The organism is Plantactinospora siamensis (genome assembly GCF_042434095.1).
In the GTDB taxonomy this organism is placed as follows: domain Bacteria; phylum Actinomycetota; class Actinomycetes; order Mycobacteriales; family Micromonosporaceae; genus KBS50.
This window is the reverse complement of the sequence record NZ_JBHLUE010000011.1, coordinates 498117-524918: the sequence shown is the minus strand read 5'-3', so window position 1 is coordinate 524918 and position 26802 is coordinate 498117. Positions and strand designations below refer to the sequence as shown.

Annotated in this window: 25 protein-coding genes; 3 read left to right on the top strand and 22 right to left on the bottom strand. The window is 73.1% G+C overall.

Annotation, left to right across the window (positions count from 1 at the left end):
• Positions 1-12: 12 nt before the first annotated feature.
• Positions 13-711 carry a response regulator gene (locus ACFFHU_RS15435; RefSeq protein WP_377339377.1) on the bottom strand — a complete coding sequence of 233 codons (699 nt, stop codon included), beginning with the start codon at positions 709-711 and terminating at the stop codon, positions 13-15.
• Positions 708-1880: a sensor histidine kinase gene (locus ACFFHU_RS15430; RefSeq protein WP_377339375.1), complete on the bottom strand. Its 1173-nt coding sequence runs from the start codon at positions 1878-1880 to the stop codon at positions 708-710. Before ACFFHU_RS15430 ends, ACFFHU_RS15435 begins: the two co-directional genes overlap by 4 nt.
• Before the next feature lie 283 nt (positions 1881-2163).
• Here ACFFHU_RS15430 and ACFFHU_RS15425 point away from each other — a divergent pair, with 283 nt between their 5' ends.
• Positions 2164-2790, top strand: coding sequence for a class I SAM-dependent methyltransferase (locus ACFFHU_RS15425; protein ID WP_377339374.1), 627 nt, complete (start codon positions 2164-2166; stop codon positions 2788-2790).
• Positions 2791-2806: 16 nt separating this feature from the next.
• Here ACFFHU_RS15425 and ACFFHU_RS15420 read toward each other — a convergent pair whose 3' ends face one another.
• The 13 genes from ACFFHU_RS15420 to glyA all read right to left on the bottom strand — a co-directional run bounded on the left by ACFFHU_RS15420 (position 2807) and on the right by glyA (position 14463).
• A complete protein-coding gene (locus ACFFHU_RS15420) occupies positions 2807-3262 on the bottom strand; it encodes a DUF2550 domain-containing protein (RefSeq protein ID WP_377339372.1) in 456 nt (151 codons plus the stop codon).
• Positions 3263-3275: 13 nt separating this feature from the next.
• A complete protein-coding gene (locus tag ACFFHU_RS15415; protein WP_377339370.1) occupies positions 3276-3560 on the bottom strand; it encodes a F0F1 ATP synthase subunit epsilon in 285 nt (94 codons plus the stop codon).
• A 103-nt stretch (positions 3561-3663) separates the two neighbouring features.
• On the bottom strand, positions 3664-4749 hold the full coding sequence (locus ACFFHU_RS15410; protein WP_377339809.1) for an LCP family protein: 1086 nt from the start codon (positions 4747-4749) through the stop codon (positions 3664-3666).
• Between the two features lie 768 nt (positions 4750-5517).
• Positions 5518-6972: a F0F1 ATP synthase subunit beta gene (gene atpD, locus ACFFHU_RS15405; protein WP_377339366.1), complete on the bottom strand. Its 1455-nt coding sequence runs from the start codon at positions 6970-6972 to the stop codon at positions 5518-5520.
• Entirely contained in the window at positions 6972-7910 is a 939-nt protein-coding gene (locus ACFFHU_RS15400; protein ID WP_377339364.1) for a F0F1 ATP synthase subunit gamma, read from the bottom strand. The genes atpD and ACFFHU_RS15400 overlap by 1 nt, the downstream gene beginning before the upstream one ends.
• Positions 7911-7919: 9 nt before the next feature.
• Positions 7920-9575 carry a F0F1 ATP synthase subunit alpha gene (gene atpA, locus ACFFHU_RS15395; RefSeq protein WP_377339363.1) on the bottom strand — a complete coding sequence of 552 codons (1656 nt, stop codon included), beginning with the start codon at positions 9573-9575 and terminating at the stop codon, positions 7920-7922.
• Positions 9576-9630: 55 nt separating this feature from the next.
• Positions 9631-10452, bottom strand: a complete 822-nt coding sequence (locus tag ACFFHU_RS15390) for a F0F1 ATP synthase subunit delta (RefSeq protein ID WP_377339361.1) — start codon at positions 10450-10452, stop codon at positions 9631-9633.
• Entirely contained in the window at positions 10452-11009 is a 558-nt protein-coding gene (locus tag ACFFHU_RS15385; RefSeq protein ID WP_377339359.1) for a F0F1 ATP synthase subunit B, read from the bottom strand. The genes ACFFHU_RS15390 and ACFFHU_RS15385 overlap by 1 nt, the downstream gene beginning before the upstream one ends.
• Positions 11010-11036: 27 nt before the next feature.
• Positions 11037-11261 (bottom strand): ATP synthase subunit C-like protein, encoded by a 225-nt coding sequence (locus tag ACFFHU_RS15380; RefSeq protein ID WP_377339357.1) that lies wholly within the window; start codon positions 11259-11261, stop codon positions 11037-11039.
• A 73-nt stretch (positions 11262-11334) separates the two neighbouring features.
• Positions 11335-12135: a F0F1 ATP synthase subunit A gene (gene atpB, locus ACFFHU_RS15375; RefSeq protein ID WP_377339356.1), complete on the bottom strand. Its 801-nt coding sequence runs from the start codon at positions 12133-12135 to the stop codon at positions 11335-11337.
• A gap of 12 nt (positions 12136-12147) precedes the next feature.
• Positions 12148-12381 (bottom strand): AtpZ/AtpI family protein, encoded by a 234-nt coding sequence (locus tag ACFFHU_RS15370; protein ID WP_377339353.1) that lies wholly within the window; start codon positions 12379-12381, stop codon positions 12148-12150.
• A gap of 242 nt (positions 12382-12623) precedes the next feature.
• Positions 12624-13166, bottom strand: a complete 543-nt coding sequence (locus ACFFHU_RS15365) for a hypothetical protein (RefSeq protein WP_377339351.1) — start codon at positions 13164-13166, stop codon at positions 12624-12626.
• Positions 13159-14463: a serine hydroxymethyltransferase gene (gene glyA, locus ACFFHU_RS15360; protein ID WP_377339350.1), complete on the bottom strand. Its 1305-nt coding sequence runs from the start codon at positions 14461-14463 to the stop codon at positions 13159-13161. Before glyA ends, ACFFHU_RS15365 begins: the two co-directional genes overlap by 8 nt.
• Before the next feature lie 79 nt (positions 14464-14542).
• On the opposite strand from glyA, the gene ACFFHU_RS15355 reads away from it, so the two are divergent.
• Positions 14543-16024: an SDR family oxidoreductase gene (locus ACFFHU_RS15355; RefSeq protein ID WP_377339806.1), complete on the top strand. Its 1482-nt coding sequence runs from the start codon at positions 14543-14545 to the stop codon at positions 16022-16024.
• Positions 16025-16096: 72 nt separating this feature from the next.
• Here ACFFHU_RS15355 and ACFFHU_RS15350 read toward each other — a convergent pair whose 3' ends face one another.
• From ACFFHU_RS15350 to ACFFHU_RS15335, 4 genes are all read right to left on the bottom strand, one after another.
• Complete coding sequence (locus tag ACFFHU_RS15350; protein WP_377339348.1) at positions 16097-18232, bottom strand: transglycosylase domain-containing protein; 2136 nt, start codon at positions 18230-18232, stop codon at positions 16097-16099.
• Between the two features lie 175 nt (positions 18233-18407).
• Entirely contained in the window at positions 18408-19106 is a 699-nt protein-coding gene (locus ACFFHU_RS15345) for an arsenate reductase/protein-tyrosine-phosphatase family protein (protein ID WP_377339346.1), read from the bottom strand.
• Positions 19107-19108: 2 nt separating this feature from the next.
• The gene (locus ACFFHU_RS15340; protein ID WP_377339805.1) at positions 19109-19753 is read right to left on the bottom strand and encodes an L-threonylcarbamoyladenylate synthase; all 645 of its coding nucleotides are present in this window, start codon (positions 19751-19753) and stop codon (positions 19109-19111) included.
• 47 nt (positions 19754-19800) lie between these two features.
• The gene (locus tag ACFFHU_RS15335; RefSeq protein WP_377339344.1) at positions 19801-20841 is read right to left on the bottom strand and encodes a N5-glutamine methyltransferase family protein; all 1041 of its coding nucleotides are present in this window, start codon (positions 20839-20841) and stop codon (positions 19801-19803) included.
• Between the two features lie 71 nt (positions 20842-20912).
• On the opposite strand from ACFFHU_RS15335, the gene ACFFHU_RS15330 reads away from it, so the two are divergent.
• The gene (locus tag ACFFHU_RS15330) at positions 20913-22484 is read left to right on the top strand and encodes a diguanylate cyclase (RefSeq protein ID WP_377339343.1); all 1572 of its coding nucleotides are present in this window, start codon (positions 20913-20915) and stop codon (positions 22482-22484) included.
• Between the two features lie 67 nt (positions 22485-22551).
• On the opposite strand, the gene prfA is transcribed toward ACFFHU_RS15330, so the two are convergent.
• From prfA to rho, 3 genes are all read right to left on the bottom strand, one after another.
• A complete protein-coding gene (gene prfA / locus ACFFHU_RS15325) occupies positions 22552-23640 on the bottom strand; it encodes a peptide chain release factor 1 (protein WP_377339340.1) in 1089 nt (362 codons plus the stop codon).
• A 175-nt stretch (positions 23641-23815) separates the two neighbouring features.
• Positions 23816-24040: a 50S ribosomal protein L31 gene (gene rpmE, locus ACFFHU_RS15320; protein WP_377339339.1), complete on the bottom strand. Its 225-nt coding sequence runs from the start codon at positions 24038-24040 to the stop codon at positions 23816-23818.
• A 372-nt stretch (positions 24041-24412) separates the two neighbouring features.
• The gene (gene rho / locus ACFFHU_RS15315) at positions 24413-26554 is read right to left on the bottom strand and encodes a transcription termination factor Rho (protein WP_377339338.1); all 2142 of its coding nucleotides are present in this window, start codon (positions 26552-26554) and stop codon (positions 24413-24415) included.
• Positions 26555-26802: the final 248 nt, after the last annotated feature.

The window sequence follows — 26802 nt, the reverse complement described above, 5'->3', positions numbered from 1 at the left end:
CAGCGCCGGACCCTACCGGCCCTCCGTAGCGGGGACTGGCCGGAAGTCGTCGTCGACCAGCCCGATCCGGTGCGCCACCACCGCGGCCTGCACCCGGTTGCGCAGCCCCAGCTTCTCCATGGCGGCCGAGATGTGGGTCTTCACGGTGGTCACGCCGAGATGCAGCGCGTCGCCGACCTCCGCGTTCGAGAGGCCGGCGCCGACCAAGGCCAGCACCTCGCGCTCCCGCGGGGTCAGCAGCTCCCGGGACCGCCGGGCGGCGTCCGCGCCCGGCCGTACGTCGGCCCGGTGCGCGGCCAGCGCCCGTTCGACCACCCGGGCCAGCACGGCGGGCGCCAGCAGCGGCTCCCCGCGGGCGGCCCGGCCCACCGCGTCGACCAGTTCCTCGGGCTCACCGTCCTTGACCAGGTACCCGAGCGCGCCCGCGCCCAGCGCGCCGTACACCGACGCGTCGTCGGCGAAGGTGGTCAGCACGAGAACCCGGGCCGCGGGTTGGGCGTCGAGGATCCGGCGGGTCGCCTCGATGCCGTCCACCCGGGGCATCCGGAGATCCATCAGGATCACGTCCGGACGCAGCCGCTCGGCCAGCCGGACCGCCTCGTGCCCGTCGCCGGCCTCGCCCACCACCTCGAACCCGCCGGCCGTCCGCAGCAGCAGGCTCACGCCGGCCCGGACCAGCGCCTGGTCGTCCACCACAAGCACCCTGATCATGCGTTCTCCCTGATCGGCAGGTGGGCCAGCAGGCGCCAGCCGGCCCCGGCCGGCCCGACCACCAGCGACCCGCCCAGCAGGCCCACCCGCTCCCGCAGCCCGGTGAGGCCGTGTCCGGACGGCGGCAGGCCCGCCGCCGGTACGGGCCGGTCCGGTCCGCTGTCCCGCACCTCCACCCGGATCGCCCGGTCGTCCGGCTGGATCTCCACCGTAACCACCGCGCCCGGGCCGGCATGCTTGAGCGAGTTGGCCAGTCCCTCCTGCACCACCCGGGCCACCGTGGTGCGCAGCACCAGCGGCAGCCGCGCCATCCCGCCCGCTCCCGTCACCTGCACGTCCAGCCCCGCAGCCCGGGTCAACCGCTCCGCCTCGGCCATGATCTGCTCCGGCTCGATCATCGGTACGGCGTCCGAGATGGCCTCCGGATCGCGCAGCACGGCGAGCAGCTCCCGCAGCTCGTCCAGGACCCGGGCGGCGGTGTCGCGGATGTCGCCGAGCGCCTCGACCGCCTCATCCACCCGGCCGGTGTGCCGGGCCGCGTACCGGGCCGTGCTGGCCCGCAGCGCGACCGCGGCGATGTGGTGCGCCACGATGTCGTGCAGGTCGCGAGCCACCCCGGCCCGCTCGGCGAGCCGGGCCGCCCGGGTCTCCACGGCCCGCCGGGCTTCGGCCTCCCGGGCCCGCTCTTCGGCGACCCGGGCCGCGGTCCGCACACCGCGCAGATACTGTCCGAAGATCACCGGGGTGGCCACGAGCGCCCCCACCAGGACCAGCCGCAGTACGCCCCGCGGACCCGCCAGCGGAGACTCGGCCGAGACCCGGGCGATGGCGAAGACGAAGATGGCGTAGCTCAGGCCCCAGCCGAGCAGCGCGGCACGCCAGCCGTGCCGGAAGGACACGCAGGCGAGCGCCACCGTGCCGGCCAGGAGCGGCAGACCGGTGCCGTACGGCACCGCGAGCGTCGCATAGACGAACACCGCCGCCTCGGCCAGCAGCACCGGCCACGGATACCGGCGGACCGCGACCAGCGCCGCTCCGGCGAGGATGCCCAGCAGCGTGGTCTGACCTCGCTCCGGCGACTCGGGCAGGCTCAACCGGGCGCTGGACACGGCCATGCCGACGGCCGCGAGCGCCAGCAGCAGGTCCGGCCACCAGCCGCGTCGGATCACTGGGCCACCATAGTGAGCGATCGGCCCCGCCCACCCCTTCCATCGGCCGACGGCCCTCCTCCGGGTGGCCGCCCCCGCTCCCGTCCGTGGCCCGCCGGGCTCGGGCGCCTGGCCGGCCGGGCTCAGGCGGCCGGCCGGCCGGACTCCGGCCGCTGGCCGGCCGACGCCGGGCCACTGGCCGGCCGGGCTCCGGCGGCCGGCCGGCCGACACTCCTGCCGGGGGCGGGCGGGGCGGCCGGCGGGACGATCCGGGCGGCCACCGCCCGAACCTAGGGTCCGTCGGGTGGCTCCTTTGACGACTACCGGCCGACGCGCCGGCCCACCCGCGTTCCTGACCGAGTTTCTCCGCCGGCCGTCGACGATCGGCGCGGTGGCGCCGAGCGGGCCGGCCCTGGCCGGGGACATCAGCGCGGCCGTGCCGCGCACCGGCGCGCCGGTGGTGGTGGAGCTGGGACCCGGCACCGGCGCGTTCACCGGTGCGCTGCAGCGCCGGCTCGGCGGCCGCGGCCACCACCTGGCCGTCGAGGTCAACCCCCGGTTCGCGCGCTGGATCGCCCAGCGCCATCCCGGGGTACGGGTGGCCGTGGCCGACGCCGCGCGCCTCGGGGACCTGCTGGCCGCGCACCGGCTGCCGCCGGCCGACGTGGTGGTCAGCGGGCTGCCCTGGGCCGCCTTCCCGGCCGCCCGGCAGCGCGCGGTCCTGGCCGCCGTGGTGGCCGTGCTGGCCGACAACGGCGCCTTCACCGCCTTCGCCTACCGTCACCTGCGGTGGACCCCGCCCGCCCGGCGGTTCCACCGGCTGCTAGCCGAGCTGTTCGAGGAGGTGACGGTGGGCCGTACCGTCTGGCGAAACCTGCCACCGGCGCTGGTCTACCACTGCCGACGCCCGATCCGGCCCGACGGCGCCTGAGCGCGGCCGGCGGGGCTCAGGCGGCGGGGCGGTCCTGGGGGGCCAGACGCGGCGAGACCGCCCCGGGTGGGGCGGCCTCGAGCCAGGACAGGAATCCGGTGACCGTGGAGGGAGCCATGGCGATCTCGACCGGGGCGTGGTGGCTGGTACAGCGGAGGACCACCCAGTCCTCGGGCAGGGACAGCCGCTCCTGGCCCTGGGGCGCCCGGCGGCTCTCCACCGCGAGGCCCTTCCGGGAGAGCACCCGTTTGGGGCGCAGCGCGAAGCTGAACATCCGGTACCAGCGCAACTGGTCGTCGGTGAACCGGCCGAAGCCGGGGGACCAGCCGCGCTGGTTGAGCATGGTGGACACGCGGACGCTGAGCCGGATGATCCCGCCGGAACGGGTCACCAGGGCGCGCCGGACGAAGAGCACCGCGAGGAGGACAAACAGGACCGCGATCCCGATGCCGACCCCCTCCACGACCTCCATCGCCGTGGCCCGCTCAGCGGGACTGGGCCGGGCTGGCCGGACTGGCGCTCTCCGCCAGCACGGTGACGCCCTCTCCGGTCACCGACAGGAAGCCACCTGTCACCTCGTAGGCCAGCTGCTCACCGCCGGACCGCTTGATGCGTACCTGGCTCGGCTCGGCCAGCAGGCCCAGCAGCGGCGCGTGGCCGGGAAGCACGCCGATCTCGCCCTCGGTCGTCCGGGCGACCACCATCTCGGCCTCGCCCGTCCAGAGCTTTTCCTCGACGGACACCAGCTCGACGTTAAGCTGCTTTGCCACGCTCTCTCCTTCTCGGCCGGTCGGACCAGTTTAGGTGGCGGCCCGTCGCCGCCCGCACGCGGGTACCCGACGGTAGTGTCCTGACACCCTCAGAAACGCTGCTTCAGCGCTCGCGGTTCACCAGCTCGGGGTGGCCGGTGAGAAAGTCCCCGGTGCTGTCGGCGCGGACCGCCGCGAAGAATTCCTGGGCGACCGGCAGCAGCCGCTCGCCGCGGTAGCCCGCGCCCCTGCCGATCCCCTCGCCGGGCAGCTTCACCATCTGGATCGAGTCGGACCGCAGGCTGTGCAGGGCCAGCGCCCACTCGGCCACGTCGCTTCCGCGGCCGTTGAAGGTCAGCGACTGGCCGGCGGCCCGCAGCACCGCGTCGAGCTTCAACGGGTTGGTCACCACGCCCCGGCTGAGCGCCTGGTTGACCATGGCCCGGATGAACTGCTGCTGGTGGCGCTGACGGTCGTAGTCGCCGTTCGGCAGGCCGTACCGCTGCCGTACGTAGTCCAGGGCCTGCCAGCCCACCAGGTGCGCCATCCCCTTGTGGTACTCGGCCTGGGGGCCCATGTAGTGACCGCCGCCCGGCTGGAGCGGCCGCAGGCTGCCGTCCGGCTGGTGGTGCTCGGACTTGACGTCGGTGTCGATGTACATGTCGACCCCGCCCATCGCGTCGACGACCCGGTGGAAGCCGTTGAAGTCGATGATGGCGCCGGCGTCGAACCGCTTGATCCCGGTGTACTTCCCGACCGCCAGCGAGAGCAGCTCGAAGCCGCGCGCCGGGTCCGGCTGGACCTGCCCGGGCACCCGGCTGCCGAACGCCATGGCGTTGTTGATCTTGCCGTGCATGCCGGCGAAGTTCGCCTTCGGGAAGGCCGGGATCTCCACCACCAGGTCGCGCGGGATGGAGAACAGGTACGCCCGGTCGAGCGACTCCGTCACGTGCAGCACCATGATGGAGTCCGACCGCGGCAGCTCGCCGACCTCGCCCCGGGGGTCGATGCCGACGAGCAGGATGTTAAGCGGACCGGTGATGCTGCTGTGCCGGACCGGCACCCCGGCCGCCTGGTCGCCGAACAGGTCCGCGTGGTGCACCGAACCCTCGTACCGGTGTACCAGCATGCGGGCCGCGACGGCGCCGCCCGCGCCCAGCACCGCCAGCACGACGCCGATGATCAAACAGAGTCGCGCCCAGCGGGGCATCCGGCGGCGGTTACCGACGCCCGCGGCAGCTGCCTTGTCACCCGAGGCCCCCGGCCCGTCGGTCGAGGCGGCGGCCCGGTCGGTCGCGGCGGCCGTGCCGTCTGTCGAGGCAGCCGACTCGTCGGTCGTGGCGGCCGACCCGGTCGAGGCGGCGGGCTCGCCACCCGCGGCATCCGACTCGTCGGTCGTGGCGGCCGACCCGGTCGAGGCGGCGGGCTCGCCGCCCGAACCAGCCGCTGCGTCGGTCGTCGCGGCCGAGGCGGCGGGCTTGCCGGCCAACGCAGCGGACCGGTTGGCCCCGCGCTGCGCGGGCACCCCACCGATGATCGCAGTCGGCTCGTCACCCGAGCCCGCGCCGCTGGCTGGGGGCGCGGTGTCGCCAGCCGCCGGGGTCGCGGCGTCGCCGCCGGTGGGGTTCGCGTCGCCCGCGTCCCGCTCGGCCGAGCCGGCGGGCGGATCTGCGGCCGCCGACGTACCCGTCCCCGCCTTTTCAGCCCGCGCCTCAGCCACCACGGCCCCCCGGAAGATTGTGACGCAAAGATACCTCGCATCCATTACCTGCGCGCCACGGGGAAACCCCTTGGACTTCTCCCGTCGGCCAGCCTCTCGGCGATCTTGCAATTGTGGCCCCCGATTCGCGATATACGCCCCTTATGCCGGGGCCAAAAGTGCAAGATCGCGGGGAGACTGGGACTGGGAGAGGGAGGGAAAGACGAACGGACCGCGCCGGCGGGTGCCGACGCGGTCCGGTGGAGCTGACGGGAGGGCTCAGCCCTTCATCAGGTCCTTGGCCTTGCGCTCCAGGTCGTCCAGGCCACCGCACATGAAGAAGGCCTGCTCGGGGAAGTGGTCGAACTCGCCCTCGCTGATCTTCTTGAACGCCTCGATGGTCTCCTTGATCGGGACCGTCGAGCCCGGTACGCCGGTGAACTGCTCCGCCGCGTAGGTGTTCTGCGACAGGAACCGCTCGATCCGCCGCGCCCGGGTCACCGTGAGCTTGTCCTCCTCGGACAGCTCCTCGATGCCGAGGATGGCGATGATGTCCTGCAGGTCCTTGTAGCGCTGCAGGATCCGCTTCACCTCGGAGGCCACCGCGAAGTGCTCGGCGCCGACGTACTGGGGCGACAGGATCCGGGACGTGGACGCCAGCGGGTCCACGGCCGGGTAGATGCCCTTGTCGGAGATCGACCGCTCCAGGTTGGTGGTCGCGTCCAGGTGGGCGAACGTGGTGGCCGGCGCCGGGTCGGTGTAGTCGTCCGCGGGCACGTAGATGGCCTGCATCGAGGTGATGGCCTGACCCCGGACCGAGGTGATCCGCTCCTGCAGCTCGCCCATCTCGTCGGCCAGGGTCGGCTGGTAGCCCACGGCGCTCGGCATCCGGCCGAGCAGCGTGGAGACCTCCGAGCCGGCCTGGGTGAAGCGGAAGATGTTGTCGATGAAGAGCAGCACCTCCTGCTTCTGCACGTCGCGGAAGTATTCCGCCATGGTGAGCGCCGAGAGCGCCACCCGCAGCCGGGTGCCCGGCGGCTCGTCCATCTGGCCGTAGACCAGCGCGGTCTTGTCGATGACGCCCGACTCGGTCATCTCGGCGATGAGGTCGTTACCCTCACGGGTCCGCTCACCGACGCCGGCGAACACCGACGTACCACCGAAGTTGTTCGCGACCCGGGTGATCATCTCCTGGATGAGCACGGTCTTGCCCACGCCCGCGCCGCCGAACAGGCCGATCTTGCCGCCCTTCACGTACGGGGCCAGCAGGTCGATGACCTTGATGCCGGTTTCCAGCATCTCGGTCTTCGGCTCGAGGTCGGCGAAGGCCGGCGCCTTGCGGTGGATGCTCCACCGGTCGGACACCTCCAGCCGCTCGCCCTCGCGCAGGTTGAGGCACTCGCCGATGGCGTTGAACACGTGCCCCTTCACCGCGTCGCCCACCGGGACGCTGATCGGCGAGCCGGTGTCGCGCACCTCGACGCCGCGGACCAGGCCGTCGGTCGGCTGCATCGAGATGGCGCGGACCATGTTGTCGCCCAGGTGCTGGGCGACCTCCAGGGTCAGCGTCTTCTCGCCGCCGGACAGCGACACGTCGACGTGCAGGGCGTTGAACAGATCCGGCATGGCGTCGCGCGGGAACTCGGCGTCGACGACCGGGCCGATGACCCGGACCACCCGACCGGTGGCCGTCTTGGTCTCCGCTGGTCCCCCAGCGGCAGTCGATACAGTCATCACACTTCACTTCCCGACGCGGCGAGCGCGTTCGCGCCGCCGACGATCTCACTGATCTCCTGGGTGATCCCGGCCTGGCGGGCCGAGTTCATCTCGCGGGTGTACTTCTCGATCATCTCGTCGGCGTTGTCGGTGGCGCTCTTCATCGCCCGCCGACGGGCCGCCGACTCGCTTGCCGCCGACTCCAGCAACGCCGCGTAGATCCGCGTGTTGATGTACTTCGGCAGCAGGGCGTCGAGCAGTGCCTCCGCCTCCGGCTCGAACTCGTACGCCGGAAGCAGGCCCTGGGGCGCCTCCGACCGCGGGCGCTCCCGCACCTCCATCGGGCCGAGGATCCGGGCCACCGGCGTCTGGGTCATCAGCGACTTGAACTCGGTGGAGACGAGGTGCAGCTCGTCCACCCCGCGTACGCCGTCGTCCCCGCCGTGCCCATCGGCGTCGTCCGCGCCGGCGGTGAACGCCTTGATCAGCGTCTCACCGACCTCGCGGGCGTTGGCGAACTCCGGCCGCTCCGAGAAGCCCGTCCAGCTCGCCTCGATGGGCCGCTCCCGGAACCGGTAGTAGCTCACGCCCTTGCGGCCGATCACGTACAGCACCGGCTCCTTGCCGTCGGCGCGCAACCGGGCCATCAGCGACTCGGCGGTCCGGATGGCGTTCGAGCTGTAGCCGCCGGCCAGGCCGCGGTCGCTGGTGATCACCAGCACGCCCGACCGCCGGATGCGCTCCCGCGGGGTGAGCAGCGGGTGGTCGATCCGGGCGTTCGAGGCCAGCGCCGTGAGCACGTTGGTGATGGCATCGGCGTACGGCAGGGCCGCCGCCATCCGGGCCTGAGCCTTGGCGATCCGGCTCGTGGCCACCAGCTCCATCGCCTTGGTGATCTTCTTCATGCCCTTGGCCGAGCGGATCCGGCCACGGAGCACGCGTATCTGGGCCGCCATCGATAAGCCCTACTGCTCTTCCACGGGGCGGTCCGTGCTGCCCTCGCGGAACCGGGTGACGGTCTCCCGGGCCTGCTCGCCCTCCAGCGGCTCGGCGGGCGCCTCGTTGACCCGGCGCTCGTCCTCCTTGCCCAGGAACATCTGCTTGAACCGGCCGATGGCCTCGTCGAGCGACGAGATGGTCTCGTCGTCCCACTTGCCGTCGGCGATCGCCGCGAGCACGCCCTGGTGCTGGTGACGCAGGTACTCCAGGAACTCGGACTCGAACCGGCGGATCTCGCCGACCGGGATGTCGTCCAGCTTGCCCTCGGTGCCGGCCCAGACCGAGACGACCTCGTTCTCCACCGGGAACGGCGAGTAGTTCGACTGCTTGAGCAGCTCGACCAGGCGGGCGCCGCGCTCCAGCTGGTCCCGGGAGGCCTTGTCCAGGTCCGACGCGAACGCGGCGAACGCCTCCAGGTCGCGGTACTGGGCCAGGTTGAGCCGCAGCGAACCGGCCACCTTACGCATCGGCTTCACCTGGGCGGCGCCGCCGACCCGGGAAACCGAGGTGCCGACGTTGATGGCCGGCCGGACCCCCTGGTTGAACAGGTCGGTCTCCAGGAAGATCTGGCCGTCGGTGATCGAGATGACGTTGGTCGGGATGAAGGCCGAGATGTCGTTGGCCTTCGTCTCGATGATCGGCAGGCCGGTCATCGAGCCGCCGCCCATCTCGTCGGAGAGCTTTGCGCACCGCTCCAGCAGCCGGGAGTGCAGGTAGAAGACGTCACCCGGGTACGCCTCGCGGCCCGGCGGCCGGCGCAGCAGCAGCGACACCGCGCGGTACGCCTCGGCCTGCTTGCTCAGGTCGTCGAAGACGATGAGCACGTGCTTGCCGCCGTACATCCAGTGCTGGCCGATGGCCGAACCGGTGTAGGGGGCAAGGTATTTGAAGCCGGCCGGGTCGGACGCCGGCGAGGCCACGATGGTGGTGTATTCCATCGCGCCGGCCTCCTCCAGCGTGCCCTTGATGGACGCGATGGTGGAGCCCTTCTGGCCGATCGCCACGTAGATGCAGCGCACCTGCTTGGTCGGGTCGCCCGAGCGCCAGTTGTCCCGCTGGTTGATGATCGTGTCCAGCGCGACGGTGGTCTTGCCGGTCTGCCGGTCGCCGATGATCAGCTGCCGCTGGCCCCGGCCGATCGGGGTCATCGAGTCGATGGCCTTGATGCCGGTCTGCAGCGGCTCGAACACCGACTGCCGCGCCATCACGTTGGGCGCCTGCAGCTCCAGCTCGCGGTAGCCCTCGTTCTCGATGTCGCCGGCGGCGTCGATCGCCTGGCCGAGCGGGTTGACCACCCGGCCCAGGAAGGCGTCGCCGATCGGCACCGAGAGGACCCGGCCGGTCCGCTTGACCCGCTGGCCCTCCTCGATCCCGGAGAAGTCGCCGAGAACGACGACGCCGATCTCCCGGATGTCGAGGTTCAGGGCCACCCCGAGGGTGCCGTCCTCGAACTCCAGCAGCTCGTTGGTCATGGTCGAGGGCAAGCCCTCGACGTGGGCGATGCCGTCACCGGCGTCGGCGACGGTGCCGACCTCCTCACGGGAGACGTCGGGCGAGTAGGAGGAGACGTAGCGCTCCAGGGCGCCGCGGATCTCCTCCGTCGAGATGGTCAGCTCGGCCATCCTCTGCTTCCTCTATTTCTCAGGCCCGGTCGCGGCCGGAACGGCGGATGTCTTCTCAGCGCTTCGCGAGCGCGTTGCGGGTGTCGGTGAGCCGGCGCAGGACGGTGCCGTCGTAGAGGTCGGCACCGACCCGGACGCTCATGCCGCCCAGGACCGCCGGATCCACCGTCTGCTTGACGGTGACCTCCCGACCGTATATCCCGGACAGCGTGCCGCCCAGCCGTTCCTCCTCGGCGTCGGTGAGCGGCGCCGCCACGGTCACGTAGGCGACCTGCCGGTCCCGCCGCTCGGCGGCCAGCTCGACGAGCCTGGTCAGCCCGCCGTCGAAGGAGCGCCCGCCGAAACCGGCCAGCGCCACCTCGACGAGCCGGACGGTGACCGGCTTGGCTTTGCCTTCGAGCAGGCTGCGGGTCAGCTCGGCCCGCTGCCCCACCGGCGCGATCGGGTTGGCCAGCGCGCTGGCCAACTCCGGGTCGCCGCTGACCACCTGACCGAACCGGAACAGCTCGTCCTCGACCTCACCGAGGTCACCGGAGCGGTCGGCGCTGGCCAGCAGGGCCTCCACACCGATCCGCTCGATGGCCTCCAGCAGCTCGGCCGAGCTGGACCAGCGGCTCGACACGATGTCGACGACCAGCCGGGCGGCGTCCGGGCCGATCTTGCCGGACAGGATGCTGCCGGCCAGACCGGACCGGTCACCGCCGGAGCGGGCCGGGTCGGAGAGCGCCCGGCGCAGCCGCGGCTGGTCCCGGAGCAGCCGGGCGACCGAGAGGACCTCGTCGCCCGTGGTGGCCACCGCCGCCGGCTCGGCGCCCCGCGCGTACGCGTCGAGGCGCTCCGCCGCGGCGGCGTACGACTCCCGGCTCGCGGCCTGCATCAGCGGGCCCCGGCCGGGGTGCCGTTGCCGGTCCCGGTGGTCTCGAGATCGGTGAGGAACCGCTCGACGGTGCCCCGCCGGCGGGCCTCATCAGCCAGCGACTCGCCCACGATCTTGCTGGCCAGGTCGACGGCGATGGAGCCGACCTCGGCCCGCAGCCCGCGGACGATGTTCTGCCGCTCGGCGGCCAGCTGCTGCCGGCCGGACTCGATGATCCGGTCGGACTCCTCGCGGGCCTTGGCCAGCACGTCGGTCCGGATGCCCTCGGCGTCGACCCGGGCGTCATCCCGAATCTTGGCCGCCTCGGTGCGCGCCTCGGCGAGCTGGGCCTTGTACTGCTCGAGCAGCTTGTTGGCCTCGGCCTGCGCGGTCTCGGCGCGCTTGATGCCGCCTTCGATCGCGTCGACCCGGGCCTGGAAGGTCTGCTCCATGCGCGGGAAGACGAACTTCGCCAGCACGACGTAGAGCAGGGCGAAGGCGATCGCACCGACCACGATTTCCTGCCAGATGGGCAGGATCGGGTTGTGTTCGGCGCCCTCCGCGGCGAAATACAGCATGGCAACCTCCCGGTCGAGGGAAACCGATCAGGCCCGGAAGACGAAGCCGAACGCGATGCCCAGCAGCGCGAGCGCCTCGACGACGGCGAAGCCGATCCAGACGTACGGCAGGGTCATCCGGGACGACTCCGGCTGGCGGGCGGTCGACTGAATGTAGGCGGCGAAGATCAGACCGACGCCGATACCGGGGCCGATGGCCGCGAGGCCGTAGCCGACGGCGCTGAGGCTGCCACCAACTGCTGCGAGGTCCATTACTCGATTCCTCCTGGGTATCTCGCGTGAGAGGTTCACGCGGGACGACAAACGGGCTGTGCGGTTGTGAAGATCAGTGCTCGTCGGCGAGCGCGCCCTGCACGTAGCTGGCGGTCAGCACGACGAAGACGTACGCCTGCAGGACGGCGATCAGCGCCTCCAGGAAGGTCAGCGCGATGGCCATGACCCAGGAGATGATCGAGGTCGGCTTGATGAAGATGCTCTGCGCGTTCAGCAGCACGAACCCGCCGACCGTGAAGACCAGCAGGATGATGTGCCCGGCGAACATGTTGGCGAAGAGCCGCAGCGCCAGCGTGAGCGGCCGGAAGATGAAGGTCGAGGCGAACTCGATCAGCACCAGGATCGGCAGGATGAACCACGGCGCCGGCGGGAACAGCGAGTGCTTGAAGAACTTCCAGAACCCATGGTGCCGGATGCCCACCCAGATGAACATCACATAGCTGATCACGGCCATGAAGGCCGGGAACGCGATGTGCGAGCTGGGGGATATCTGCAGGAACGGGATGATGCCGAAGAGGTTCGTCAGCAGGATGAACGAGAACAGCGTGGTGAAGTACGGCGCGAAGGCCACCCCGCGGTGCCCGATCATGTCGACGGCCACGTTGTTCCGGACGAAGCCGTAGATCGACTCGGCGATCCACTGCTTCTTGGTCGGCACGAGCTGCGGGTTCCGGTAGCTGACCAGGAAATAGACGATCAGGACGCCCACGGCCAGCCAGACCATCAGCGTGATCTTGGTGATCCAGTAGTTGTTGTGCTCGCCCCAGGGCAGGATGCTCGGGAGGTAGAAGTCCTCCACGCTGGGGGGCCACGGGAGATCGCTTCCCGCGAGCGCGACCGTCTGTCCGAACACCGCGTCCCTTCCCTAACTCGGCGTGCCCATCCGGCGGATGACCAGGTAGATTCCCCCGGCCATGCCGAGCACGACGCCCACGCCGGTGGCGATGCCCCCGGTGTCGAGCCACTGGTCGACCAGCCATCCGATGAAGCCCCAGACCGCCATGCCCGAAATGAGATAGCTGAGCGCGGTCCACCCCTGGCCGGCGTTGGGCGGCGGGCCGCCCGGGCCGTCGGGATGGGGGGTCTGGTCACCGGTCATGACGCGCCGAACGATATCAGCCGGACAGATGAGGCTGAGCGTCACCCCCCGCACAACCTGGTTGTGTGGGCGCATCGGGAGGCGGAAGTCGTTCCCTGGCACGCTACTCCGCTCCGGCGCGGACGCAACGACCGATCACAGACAGTTTTGATGTGGCACGCGTCACAGATCCCCGCGCGCCGCCGGCCACCGAGTTGACAGCGGCCACTCCCGCCCCAGCAGGCCGCGGCCACCGCCGCCCGTCACGCCCGTCGGGCGTGCACCGTGGTGACCCACCAGATGTGTGCACCGGTCCAGCCCACCACGCCGGCAACCACGCCGAGGCTGAACGGAACAAGTCCGCCCCAACCGGTGGCCGCCACCGCGAAGAACACGGCCGCCAGCACGCTGAGCTTCACCACGTACGCGGCCAGCCCGACCGGCAGCACCAACCGCGGGTTCACGGCGTCCGCGTGGGCGATCACCAGCGTGGAGGCAAGATAACTCAGAGTGACCAGAACGACCCCGCTCGCCGTGCCCGCCGCGCCGGAGCCACCGGCCAGCAGCCCGCCCACCGCCGCGGCCAGCCCGGTCACGACCGCGGCGAAGGCGAGCAGCGGCCGCAGGTGCCGGGTCCGCCACCGGCGGTCGGCGCCACCGACCTCCGCGACGCCCGCCGGTCCCCCGGCCTCCGCCGGCGCCGCGGCCTCCCCCGGCGCCGCGGCCTCCGCCGGCGCCGCGGCGCCAGTCGCATCGGCCGGCGCCGCGGCGCCGCGCGCGGTCCGTGCCTCCCCGGGCTCAGCCACGGGGGTACGCCGGAAAGCGCCGGACCAGTTCGGACACCTCGCCGGCCACCCGGGTCAGGGTGTCGGCGCCGCCCGGCGCGGCGGGGTCGGCGCGGACCGCCGCGGAGATCAGCTCGGCGATCCGGCCCATCTCCGGCTCGGTCATGCCCTGGGTGGTGACGCTCGGGGTGCCCACCCGGATCCCGGAGGCCACCATCGGCTTCTGCGGGTCGTACGGGATGGCGTTCTTGTTCAGGGTGATGCCGGCGGCGTCGCAGCGGCGCTCGGCCTCCCGCCCGGTGACGTCCAGGCCGCGCAGGTCCAGCAGCGCGAGGTGGGTGTCGGTGCCGCCGGAGACCGGCCGCATCCCCTCGGTCGCCAGCGCCGTGGCCAGCGCCTGGCAGTTGCGGACGACCTGGCCGGCGTACGTGGCGAACTCCGGCTGGGCGGCCTCGCGCAGCGCCACGGCCTTGGCCGCCACGGCGTGCATCAGCGGGCCGCCCTGGGTGAACGGAAACACGGCCTTGTCGATCCGCTCGGCCAGCGAGGCGCGGCACAGGATCATGCCGCCGCGCGGGCCGCGCAGCACCTTGTGGGTGGTGCAGGAGACCACGTCGGCGTACGGCACGGGCGACGGGATGGCCCCGCCGGCCACCAACCCGATGAAGTGCGCGGCGTCCACCATGAGGTACGCCTCGACCTCGTCGGCGACCTCCCGGAACCGGGCGAAGTCGATCAGGCGCGGATACGCGGTGGCCCCGCAGATGATCATCTTGGGCCGGTGCGCCAGGGCCAGGTCCCGCACCTCGTCGTAGTCGATCAGCTCGGTGTCCTGCCGCACCGGATAGCCGACCGTGGAGAACCACTTCCCGGAGAAGTTGACCCGGCTGCCGTGCGTGAGGTGCCCGCCGTGCGGCAGGTCCATGGCCAGCACCGTGTCGCCCGGCTGCACCAGCGCCGCGTACGCGGCCAGGTTGGCGTTCGCCCCCGAGTGCGGCTGGAGGTTGGCGTGGTCGGCCCCGAACAGCTGCCTGGCCCGGGCGATCCCGATCTCCTCGGCGCGGTCCACCTGCTGGCAGCCGCCGTAGTAGCGCCGGCCGGGGTAGCCCTCGGCGTACTTGTTGGTGAGCGTCGAGCCGAGCGCGGCCAGCACGGCCGGCGAGGTCAGGTTTTCGCTGGCGATCAGCTGAAGCCCGCCGCGCAGCCGGTCCAGCTCGCCGAGCACCACGTCCGCGATCTCCGGGTCGGTGTCCCGCAGCGCGCCGAAGTCCGGCCCCCAGTAGGGATCGGCGCCCGCCGGGGCCGTGATGTCGGTCATCGCAGTTCTCCTCGCCTCCGGCGCGCCGGTGCGCCGCTTCAGCTCGCGGAACAGTCTAGGCGGCGGCACGATGGAGATCATGAGATGCCTGGTCACCGGCGCCACCGGCTACATCGGCGGCCGCCTCGTCCCCCGGCTGCTGGCCGCCGGCCACGAGGTCCGCTGCCTGTCCCGCAGCGCCCGGCGGCTGCGCGACGTCCCCTGGGCCGGCCGGGTCGAGGTGGCCGAGGCGGACCTGGGCCGCGCCGACACCCTGCCGGCCGCCTTCGCCGGCGTGGACGTGGCGTACTACCTGGTGCACTCGCTCGGCCAGCGCGGCTTCGAGGCGGCCGACCGGACCGCGGCGCAGAACTTCGCGGCGGCCGCGCGCGCCGCGGGCGTACGCCGGATCGTCTATCTCGGCGGCCCGGAACCGGCCGCGGACGCCGGGTCGGTCTCGCCGCACCTGCGCTCCCGGGCCGAGGTGGGGCGGATCCTGCTGGACAGCGGGGTGCCCACCGCCATCCTGCGGGCCGCGGTGATCATCGGCTCCGGGTCGGCGTCCTTCGAGATGCTGCGCTACCTCACCGAGCGGTTGCCGGCCATGGTGACGCCGCGCTGGGTGTCCAACCGGATCCAGCCGATCGCCGTCCGGGACGTGCTGGGCTACCTGGTCGACTGCGCGACCCTGCCGGCCGAGGTGAACCGCGGCTTCGACATCGCCGGCCCGGACGTGCTCACCTTCGTCGAGATGATGCGCCGGTACGCGGCGGTGGCCGGCCTGCCCCGCCGGATGATCGTGCCCACCCGGGTGCTCAGCCCGAGCCTGTCCTCGCACTGGGTCGGGTTGATCACGCCGGTCCCCAACGCCATCGCCCGGCCGCTGGTGGAGAGCCTCATCCACGAGGCCGTGGCGCACGAACACGACATCGCGCGGTGGATCCCCGACCCGCCCGGCGGGCTGACCGGGTTCGACCGGGCGGTCGAGCTGGCGCTCGCCAAGATCCGCGACGCCGAGGTGGAGACCCGCTGGTCGACCGCCACCGGCCTGGACGCGGCCGCCGAGCCGCTGCCCAGCGACCCGGACTGGTCCGGCGGCTCGGTCTACACCGACCTGCGGGAGATCGGCGTGAACGCCCCGGTCGAGGCGCTGTGGCGGGTGGTCGAGGGCGTCGGCGGCGAGCACGGCTGGTACTCGTTCCCGCTGGCCTGGTCGGTGCGCGGCTGGCTCGACCGGGCGGTCGGCGGGGTGGGGCTGCGGCGCGGCCGGCGCGATCCGCACCGGTTGCTGGTCGGCGAGGCGCTGGACTTCTGGCGGGTCGAGGAGATCGTCCCGGGCGAGCTGCTGCGGTTGCGGGCCGAGATGCGGCTGCCCGGGCCGGCCTGGCTGGAGCTGCGGGCCGAGCCGGACGGGCCGGACCGCAGCCGCTACCGGCAACGTGCGGTCTTCGCGCCGCGCGGGCTGGCCGGGCACGCGTACTGGCGAACCATCAGCCCGTTCCACGCGGTGGTCTTCGGCGGGATGGCCCGGAACATCGCCCGCGGCGCCGAGCGCGGGCTCCCCCGCCCCGACCCCGGCTGACCCCTCCCGGGTCCCCCGGCCCGCGCCCCGGGGCCAGCCCCGGCGCGCTGCCGATCGACCTGGACAGGGCGGTCAGCGGGGCGGGAGCGCGGGGCGCGCGGGGGGTGCGGGCGGCGCGGTGGGGGTGCCGAAGGCCCGCATCGGGCTCGGCGCGGGGAAGCCCAGCACCGGCTGGCCCCGCAGCGCCGTGGTGAGCAGCCGGGCGATGCCGCCGAGGATGTTCGCCTGCACCGCCTGACCCACGGCGTCCCGCGGATTGTCCGGGTTGGCGGCGATCGCGGCCACCGCCACCTGCGGGGTGTAGACCACGACGGTCTCCGTGGCGTACCCCTCGGAACTGCCGGTCTTGCCGGCGATCGGCCGGCCCGGCAGCAACTGACGCATCCGCTCGCCGGTCCCGCCGTCGCAGCGCCCGAACGCGGACTGGTCCCCCACCGGGCAGCGGGCCGCGTCGTTCGCCGCCCGGGCCGTGTCGGCCGGCAGCACCCGCCGGCAGGCCGGGTCGGCCACCGGCAGCCGGTGCCCGGCCGAGTCGCTGATGGCGGTCACCGGCAGCGGAGCGCAGTAGACGCCGTCGGCCGCCACGGTGGCGTACGCGTTGGCCAGGTCCAGCGGTGTCGTGGCGGAGACCCCGAGGGTGAACGGGCCCCACTCGTTGGCGCCGTCCAGCGACATCCGGGCATCGCTGTCGGCCCGGAACCGGATGCCCAGCCGCTGCGCCATCTCGACCACCCGGGCGGCGCCGACCTGCTCCTCCAGGTGCGCGAAGTAGGTGTTGACCGAGCGGCCGAACGCGCTCCACATGGTCCGCGGCCCGTTCTGGTACGCGGGCGTGGCGTTGACCGGGCACCAGCGGCCCGCGCAGCTCGCCGGGTCGTCCACCCGGTAGCGCGTGACCAGCCTTCCGGGCGCGCTGTAGGTGGTGTTCAGCGGCAGGCCGGCCTCGATCGCGGCCAGCATGGTGAACAGCTTGAAGGTGGAACCGCCCTGGTAACCGGCGATGTCGCCGCCGCCGGCCACCAGCTGGTTGACGGTGTTCGGGTAGTTCACCTGGCCGGGCGGGTTCGGGGCGAGGCTGTAGTGCCGGTTCACGGCCAGCGCGAGCACCCGGCCCGTGCCCGGCTGTACCACGGCGGTCGGCGCGGCCCGCGGCTCGTCATAGCCGTACACCGAGAGCGTGTGCCGCAGCGCGGCCTCCTGGATCTCCGGGTCCAGCGAGGTGACGATCCGGTAGCCGCCCCGCTGGAGGGCCAACCGGCGCTCCTGCGGGGTGGCGCCGAACGCCGGCTGCTCCTCCCACCACTTCATCACGTAGTCGCAGAAGAAGCCCCAGTCTTCCTGCTCGGGCCGCAGGGTGGTGCAGTTGCCCGGCTGCTCACTCGGGCGCAGGCCCAGCGGCGCGCGGTCGGCCGCGTCCCGGTCCGCCGCCGAGATCTGGCCGAGCTGCGCCATCCGGTCCAGCACGTACGTCCGGCGATCCAGCGCGGCCTTGGCGTCGCCGTTGATCGGGTCGTACTCGTCCGGCGACTGCACCAGTCCGGCCAGCAGCGCGGCCTCCGGCAGGCTCAGCTTGTCCGGGGGCTTGGAGAAGTAACGCGCGCTGGCCGTGGCCACGCCGTACGCGCCGGCGCCGAAGTAGGCGATGTTCAGGTAACGGCCGAGGATCTCGTCCTTGCTGAGCCGGCGCTCCAGGGCGAGCGCCCAGCGCATCTCGCGGACCTTCCGGCCCAGGCTGGTCTCGGTGGCCGCGGCGCGCTCCTCGGGGCTGAGCGCCGGGTCGCCCTTGCGGACGTTGCGGACGTACTGCATGGTCAGCGTGGAGGCGCCCTGCCGGCTGTCGCCGTGCCGGTTGGCCACCACGGCCCGCAGCACGCCGCGCAGATCCACCCCGCTGTGCTGGTAGAACCGGGCATCCTCGGCGGCCACGATGGCCTGGCGCATCACCGGGGCCACCGCCGACAGCTCGACCTCGTGGCGGTTCTCCGCGAAGAACGACGTCACCAGGGTGCGGCCGTCGCTGGCGTACAGGTACGACCGCTCGGCGACGGGCGGGTTCCGCAGGTCCTCCGGCAGTTCCCCGCCGGGAACCATCGAGAGGCCGTACCCCATCAGCAGCTGGGCCGGCAGCGCGGACACCCCGAGCACCAGGCCGCCGAGCACTCCGGCGAGCACCACGGTGGCGAGGAGGTAGATCCTGGACCGGGCCATTCCGGTTCACCTCACGCGTCAGGAGGCAATTGCGTTGACGCGTCCCAGGATTAGCGGGAATGGGGCGTTATGTGAGGGTTTTCCGTGAGACTCCCTCAACCGAGGCTCACGAATCGCCCGGGCGGGTTGCCTGTCCCGCGGCAGGCCCGGCACTCCCCGGCCGGCCGGGCGCCCGTCAGGGCAGCAGCGCGGCGGCGAGCGGGTGGATGGTCTCCTCGATCTCGTCGGCCACCCGCTCGAAGCACTGATCGCCGCGGCCCCAGGGATCGTCGAGATCGTCGCCGGGCTGCGCGGGCGCTCCCCCGCGTACGGCGTCGGCCGCGGCCACCAGCGCCGTCCCCCGGGCGTACACCGCCGCCGGGGTGTCCTCGGCCGGCGGCAGCGCCGCGGCGTCCACCAGCGGCAGCAGGCGGCCGAACTCGCCCAGCACGAATGTCCGGCCGGCCGCGTCCGGACGCAGCGCCACCACGTACTCCTGCTGGTCGGCGGTGGCCGTCAGGATCAGGTCGGCGGCGTCGATGTGCTCCGAGCGGAGCCGGCGCGCGGCGAACCCGTCCGGGTCGCCGCGTCGGGACCGGACCTGCCGGGCCGCCGGCGGGTTCATCCCCTCGCCCTCGTGCCAGCCGCCCGTACCGGCGCTGTGGCTGTAGAGCAGGCGCTCGGCCAGCTCGGTCGCGGCCGCGCCGGGCTGCCCGGCGGCGTCGTCCGGGCCGCCGTGGTCCTCCGCCGCGCCGCCGGCGTCCGCCGGGTCGCCGGTGGTCGAGCCGCCCCGCCGGGTCAGCCGCTCCCGCACCGCCTGGGTGAGCAGCCGCTCCGCCATCGGCGAGCGGCAGATGTTGCCCATGCAGACGTGCAGGACGGTGAACGGCGGCACTCTCAGTCCTCCCGGCCGACGATGTCCGGCACCACGTCCCGGAGCTTGTCCAGCGGGATGGCGCCGTCGCGGAGCACCCGCGGCACGTCGCCGGTCAGATCGACGATGGTGCTGGCCACGGGATCCGGGCAGGGTCCCGCCTCCAGGTACGCCCGCACCGCGTACCCCAGCTGCTCGCGGGCCTCCTCGGCGGTCACCGCGGCCGGCTGGCCGTGCTTGTTGGCCGAGGAGACGGCCATCGGGCCGGTCTCCCGGAGCACCTCCAGGGCCACCGGGTGCAGCGGCATCCGCACCGCCACCGTGCCGCCGAGGTCACCCAGGTCCCACTGCAGGCTCGGCGAGTGCTCCACCACGATCGTGAGCGCACCCGGCCAGAAGGCCTCGACCAGGTCCCTGGCGGCCACCGGGAGCGAGAAGACCAGCCCGTCGAGGGTGTGCCGGGAACCGATCAGCACCGGCGGCGGGGTCCCCCGGCCGCGGCCCTTGGCCTCCTGCAGCGCCTTGACGGCGTGCGGGGTGAAGGCGTCGGCGCCGATCCCGTACACGGTGTCGGTCGGCATGACGACCAGCTCGCCGTTGCGGACCGCCTCGATGGCGGCCGCGATGCCTCGGTCGCGATCGGCCAGCGACCGGCAGTCATAGAGCATCACGATGATGAAGTCTGCCACGCCCGGAAAGGGACGGAGCGGAAGGGTCAGCGGCGGCGGGCGGTGGCGAAGCGGGGGCGGCCGGTGAGGTCGCGATGGTCCTCGACCTCGATGAACCGGCCGTCGGCGACCAGCAGCGCGGGCACCGTCGTGGCGTGCGTGTCGTCGTGCTCGATGCCCAGCCAACCGCCCGGGCGCAGCAGCCGGGCCGCGAGCCCGATCACCGGCCGGATCACCGCCAGACCGTCGCCGGCGGCGAAGACCGCCTCGGCCGGGTCGTACCGCTGCACCTCGGCCGGCACGGGCGTGCCGGCCGGCACGTACGGGGGATTGCAGAGCACCAGGTCCACCCGGCCGGACAGCTCCGCGAGCAGGTCCGGATCGGTCACGTCCCCGGCCACCACCCGGATCGGCGGGTCGCCCGCCGCGGCCCGGTCGGCCGCGTTGCGGCGAAGCCAGTCCAGCGCCGCCGGGGAGCGCTCCACCGCCAGCACGGTGGCGGCCGGCAGCTCCTGCGCCACGGACAGGGCCAGCGCGCCGGAACCGCTGCACAGGTCCACCACCGTCACCGGACCCGCCGCCGGGACGTCAGGGCCCCGCGCCGCCGTCGGACCGGGCACCGCCGCCGCCGCCGTCGGACCGGGCACCGCCGCCGCCGCCGGACCGGGCGCCGCGGCCGCCGGACCGGGCGCCGAAGCCGTCGGACCGGGCGCCGCGGCCGCCGGACCGACCACCGCCAGTCCCCAGCCGGCCAACAGCTCCGTCTCGGGCCGGGGGACGAACACCCCCGGACCGACCGCCAGGTCCAGGTGCCGGAAGGGCGCGGCACCGAGCAGGTACTGCAGGGGCTCCCGCCGTACCCGCCGGGTCACCAGCGCGGCGAGCCGGTCGCGCCGCTCGGCGTCCAGCTCGGCGGCGAGGGCGAGCCGGCCGCGGGGCACCCCCAGGACATGCCCGACCAGCAGCTCGGCCTCGGCCCGGGCCGCCGGCACGCCGGCGGCGGCCAGCTCGGCGGCCGCCCGCGCCACGGCAACCGACGGGCGGATGCGATCTGCCGCAACGGGTGGATGTCGACGGGGTTCGGTCACGACATAATCATGGAACGTGGGTCGTCGCCGTCGCGCGCCGGTCCGCCCCTTCGGCGTCGAGGAGGTAATGCGTGAGCTGGCTCGACCGGGTCACCGACCAGGCCGACGCGCTCATGCGCTCGCGTCACCTGCTGGAGACCGGTCGCTCGGCCGAGGCGTGCGCGCTGCTCGACCGGGTGCTGGCCAGCACGCGCGACCCGTACTCCCGGGCCGATGCCCTGCTGCAACGGGTCTCGGCCGTGCTCAACCTCGGCCGCACGGCCGAGTACACCGCGACCTCGGAGCTCGCCTTCGAGGCGGCCCGCGAGGTGCCCGACCCCTACCTGCTCGGCCACCTGCACGCGCTCGCCGCGCTGGCCGCGCACGACCAGGGCGCGCTGGACCGCGGGGTGAGCCATCTGGTACGAGGCGCCCGGGCGCTCGGCGCGGTGGACGACCCGGACCGGGAGACCGCGTGGGGCTGGCACGACCTGGCCATGGCGTATTCCTACCTCAGCTTCCACGGGTACGCGTTGAGCGCCATCGAGCGGGCCCGGCAGCTCGGCGGCGCGGCCGGGATCCCCGATGAGACGTTCGCCGCGCCCGGCATCCGGCTGCGCAACGCGGTGGCCATGGACCACAACGGGGACACCGACGGGTGCCTGCGGGTGCTCCGCGACATCGACGCCGACCTGGCGAGCTTCCTACGCGCCGGCGGTCTGACCCGGCTGCGGCCGATCGGGCTGGCCGCCTACGGCTACGCGCTGCTGCGCCGCGGCACCCTCGGCGAGCGCTCCGAGCTCTGCCAGGAGGTCGACCCGGCGGATCTGCTGTCCCGGGGCGGCGACAGCGTCCGGTCCCGACACCTGGCCCAGTTGGGCGCGGTGTGCCTGGCCATCAGCGCCGGCCGGCCGATCGAGGCCATCGCCCGGCTCGACACCCTGGTGGGCGCGGCAGAGACGCTCGGCGCGGCCGAGCCGGCCCGGCTACGCAGCCTGGCGTACGCCCGGGCCGGTGACCACGCGGCCGCGCACCAGGCCGACCGGTACGCCTTCCGGCTCGCCGCCCAGCGCAGCGACCGGCTCCGGGACGTGTACGTGGACGGGATCGCGGCCCGGATCGACCATGAGGAACTGCGCCGGGAGGCCGCGCGGTACGAGGACGAGGCGCTCACCGACCCGCTCACCGGGCTACCCAACCGGCGCAGCCTGGAGCGGTACGTGTCGGCGGTGGTGAGCCGGGGTGACCGGGCCGTGGTGGGGGTGGCCGACCTGGACGGGTTCAAGGCCGTCAACACGCGGCACGGCCACCACTCGGGCGACCTGGTCCTGCAACGGATCGCCGGGGTGATCAACCGGGTGATGCGGCGCGGCGACTTCGTGGCCCGGTACGGCGGCGACGAGTTCGTGGTGGTCCTGCCCAACGCGGGCACTGCCGAGGCAGCCGAGGTGGCGCGCCGGATCTTTTCGGCGGTCGAGGACGAGGACTGGGAGGCGCTGGTGCCGGGGACGCCGGTCGGGGTGAGCGTCGGCTTCGCCGAGGTGCACGGCGCCGGTCCCGCGCTGCGGGAGGCGTTGGGCGCCGCGTTCGAGGTGGCCGACCGGGAGATGCTGCGGGCCAAGGACGCCGCCCGCGGCGCGTACCCGGCCAGCCGCGCCATGTGAGCGGGCGCCGCGCCGGGCCGGGTTTCGGGGGCGCCCGCCAGGTGCGGGGCCGGGCCGGCCCCCGCGGTCAGCGGCGCGCCAGGTCGGGATCGCCGGCCAGCCGAGCCGCGCGGTCCGCCTCGGCCAGCGCGTCCAGCACCCCGTCGAGCTCGCCGCCGAGCGCCAGGTCCAGGTTGTACGCCGTGTAGCCGATCCGGTGGTCGGTGATGCGGTTCTGCGGGAAGTTGTACGTGCGGATCCGCTCCGAGCGGTCCACGGTGCGTACCTGGGAGCGGCGGGCGTCCGAGGCCGCGGCGTCGGCCTGCTCCTGCGCGGCGGCCAGCAGCCGGGCCCGGAGGATGCGCATCGCCTGCTCGCGGTTCTGCAGCTGGCTCTTCTCGTTCTGGCAGGAGACCACGATCCCGGTCGGCAGGTGGGTGATCCGGACCGCCGAGTCCGTGGTGTTGACGGACTGGCCGCCCGGTCCGGACGACCGGAAGACGTCGATCCGCAGCTCGTTCGGGTCGATGGTCACGTCCACCTCCTCGGCCTCCGGCAGCACGAGGACCCCCGCCGCGCTGGTGTGGATCCGACCCTGCGACTCGGTGACCGGCACCCGCTGGACCCGGTGCACGCCGCCCTCCCACTTGAGCCGCGACCACACCCCGTTCCCGCCCTCGGGCACGCCGCGGGTCTTCACGGCGAGGGAGACGTCCTTGACGCCGCCCAGGTCGGAGTCCTGCGCGTCGATCACCTCGGTGGCCCAGCCGCGCCGCTCGGCGTACCGCTGGTACATCCGCAGCAGGTCGGCCGCGAACAGCGCCGACTCCTCGCCGCCCTCGCCGGCCTTGATCTCGACGATCACGTCCTTGCCGTCGTGCGGGTCGCGCGGGATCAGCAGCTCGGCCAGCCGCTCCTCGAGCACGGGCAGGCCGGCCGCGATCGAGTCGGCCTCCGCGGCGAAGGTGGGATCCTCGGCGGCCAGCTCGCGGGCGGCCACCAGGTCGGCCCGCGCCTGCTCCAACTCCTCGGCCGCCTTGTGCACCGCGGTCAGCTCGGCGAACCGGCGACCCACCCGGCGGGCGGTGGCCTGGTCGGCGTGGATCGCCGGGTCCGCCAGCTGCTGCTCCAGCTCGGCGTACTCGTCGAGAAGCGCGACCAACCGCTCACTGCTCATGTCTCTTCAGCTTCCTCGCCGGACCGGGCTGCCTGGAACCGTCACCGCGGCGGTCGGCGCGCCGGCCGCATGATCACCGTCACACGGCGGCCGGCCAACCGGCCGCGTACGGACGGGATGAACGCCAACGGCGCCCGCGTCCGGCCGAAACCGGACACGGGCGCCGCGGAGGTCGCTACTTGGCCTTCTTGGGCTGAACCTTGGCGTACTTCTGCTGGAACTTCGCGACCCGACCAGCGGTGTCGAGAACGCGCTGCTTACCGGTGTAGAACGGGTGGCAGGCGCTGCAGGTCTCGACGTGGATCGTCCCGCCCTTGGCGGTGCTGCGGGTCGTGAACGTGTTACCGCAGGAGCACGAGACCTCGGTGGTGACGTACTCCGGGTGGATGTTGGACTTCATGTCGCCTCGGTCCTCTCGTTGGTGGTCGCCGGGTCGCCGTCGACGCCCGCCCAGCGGGCGGGCTCAGGCGTGAACCGGAACCGGTGGCCGATGGACCAGTGTGCCATGGGCCCGAACCGGACCCGAAATCGGGCTGCTCAGCTGATCCATGCAGCTCAACACGGCCGGACCACCACGCATTCCCGCTCCGCCCGACCCCACACCCATGCCATAGAAAGGTTTCCGGCGGCCCGCCCCGTCCGATGCCAGCCAAGGTTTTCCGGCGGCCCGCCCCGCGTCGGGATCAAGCCTGACCGCCCAGAGCGGGGCGGGCCGCCGGAAAACCGACCAACCCTGACCGCCAGCGGGCGGGCCGCCGGAAAACCGCACAAACTACTCGCCTGGCGTCGACTTCGCGATCTGCATGAGGAACTCGATGTTGGTCCGGCTCTGCTTGAGCCGGTCCAGCAGGAGATCCAGCGCGGCCTGCGAGTCCAGCGAGTGCAGCACCTTGCGCAGCTTGTGCGTGATCGCCAGCTCCTCGGGCGCGAGCAGGATCTCCTCCTTCCGGGTGCTCGACAGGTGGATGTCGATGGCGGGGTACGTCCGCTTCTCGGCGATCTTCCGGTCCAGCTTGAGCTCGGCGTTGCCGGTGCCCTTGAACTCCTCGAAGATGACCGTGTCCATCACCGAGCCGGTCTCGACCAGCGCGGTCGCCAGGATGGTCAGCGAGCCGCCGTTCTCGATGTTGCGGGCGGCGCCGAGGAACCGCTTCGGCGGGTAGAGCGCGGTCGAGTCGATACCGCCGGACATGATCCGGCCACTGGCCGGCGCGGCCAGGTTGTACGACCGGCCCAGCCGGGTCACCGAGTCGAGCAGCACGACCACGTCGTGGCCCAGCTCGACGAGGCGCTTGGCCCGCTCGATCGCCAACTCGGCCACGGTGGTGTGGTCCTGCGGCGGCCGGTCGAACGTGGCCGCGATGACCTCGCCCTTCACCGACCGCTGCATGTCGGTGACCTCTTCTGGCCGCTCGTCGACCAGCACCACCATGAGGTGGACCTCGGGGTTGTTGTGGGTGACCGCGTTCGCGATCGCCTGCAGCACCATGGTCTTACCGGCCTTCGGCGGCGACATGATCAGGGCTCGCTGGCCCTTGCCGATCGGCGTCACCAGGTCGATCACCCGGGTGGTGAGGATGTGCGGCTCGGTCTCCAGCCGCAGCCGCTCCTGCGGGTACAGCGGGGTCAGCTTGTAGAACTCGGGGCGGCGCTTGGCCTCCTCCGGCTCCATTCCGTTGACCGTGTCGAGCCGTACCAGCGGGTTGTACTTGTCCCGCCGCTGGTCGCCGCCGCCGCCGTCCCGGGTCGCCTTCACGGCGCCGGTGACCGCGTCGCCGCGGCGCAGGCCGTACTTCTTCACCTGGGACATGGCCACGTAGACGTCGTTGGGGCCGGCGAGGTAGCCGGTGGTCCGCACGAACGCGTAGTTGTCCAGGATGTCGATGATGCCGGCCACCGGGACGAGCACGTCGTCCTCGCTGACCTGCGGCTCACGGCCGCCGTCGCGTCCGCCGTCCCGGCCGCCGCCGTCGCCGTCCCGGTCGCTCCGGCCGCCGCGCCGGCGGTCCCGGAAGCGGCTGCGCCGGCTGCGCCGGCCACCGCCGTCGCCGTCGTCGTCGCCGTCATCGGAACGCTGGCCACGCTCGTTGTTCCGGTCCCGGTCGTTGTTCCGGTCGTTCCGGTCGTTGCGCTCGGCCCGCTCGCCCCGGTCGGTGCGGTCGTTCCGCTCGTTGCGGTCGCCCCGGTCGGTACGCTCGGCCCGATCGGTACGCTCGGCCCGATCGGTACGGTCGCGCCCGTTGCGCGACTCGCCGCGCTCGGCCCGATCGCCGGTCTCGGCACGGTCGCCACGGTCCGCACGCTCGCCGCGCTCCGCACGCTCGCCACGGTCGCCGCGCTCCGCACGGTCCCCGCGTTCCGCACGGTCGCCACGGTCGCCCCGGGTGCCGGAATCGGCGCGCTCGGCCGGCTCGGCCGACTCGGGCTGCCGCCGGTCGTTGCCCGTCTCGGCGGGGGCCGCCGCCCGGGCGTCGATCTCCGGGGCTTCGGCCGTCCGGTCAGCGGTGGCGGTGGCGGCTCGGGAGCGGCGGGACCGCTCCCGGCCCCGGCCCTCGGTGGTCGCCGGGGCCTCGGCCGAGCCGTCCCGGGACGGCTCCGTCCGCGATCCGTCCGCCACGTCGGCGCGTACCTCCTCGCGAGCCGGCGCTGACGCGGCCGCCGCGACCTCGGCTCGGGGGCGTGGGGTGCCGGCGCCGGACGAGCCGGCCTGCTGCCGCTCGGTGATGGCGGAGATCAGCTCGCCCTTGCGCATCCGGGCCGTACCGGAGATGCCGAGCGACGCGGCCAGGCTCTGCAGCTCCGGCAGCAGCATCGCCGACAGACCGGTGCCGGTCCGGCGACGACGCGCCGGGGCTGCGGTGGGTTCGCCAGCGACGTTGGAAACATCCGACGTCACGTCGGTGGTGTCGCTCAATGGATTCCTTCCCTCGATAGGCCGGGGCTGCCCGGGGTCGTTGCAAGGTGGCCGGGCGGCCTCGGTGCACCCGCTTCGCATGACGCGGCGCGGGAGTCTGTGACACAGCAGCCGGTCGGTTTGCCCTCCCGCCAGCCTCGGTGGGAAGGTTGTCGCCGTCTCCGGCGCCGGGTGGATACTGCGGTGCGGCGTGGGCCTAGGCAGGGGTGAGACGGGCTGACCGCCGAAAGCTTCGGGGGTGCGCCGAC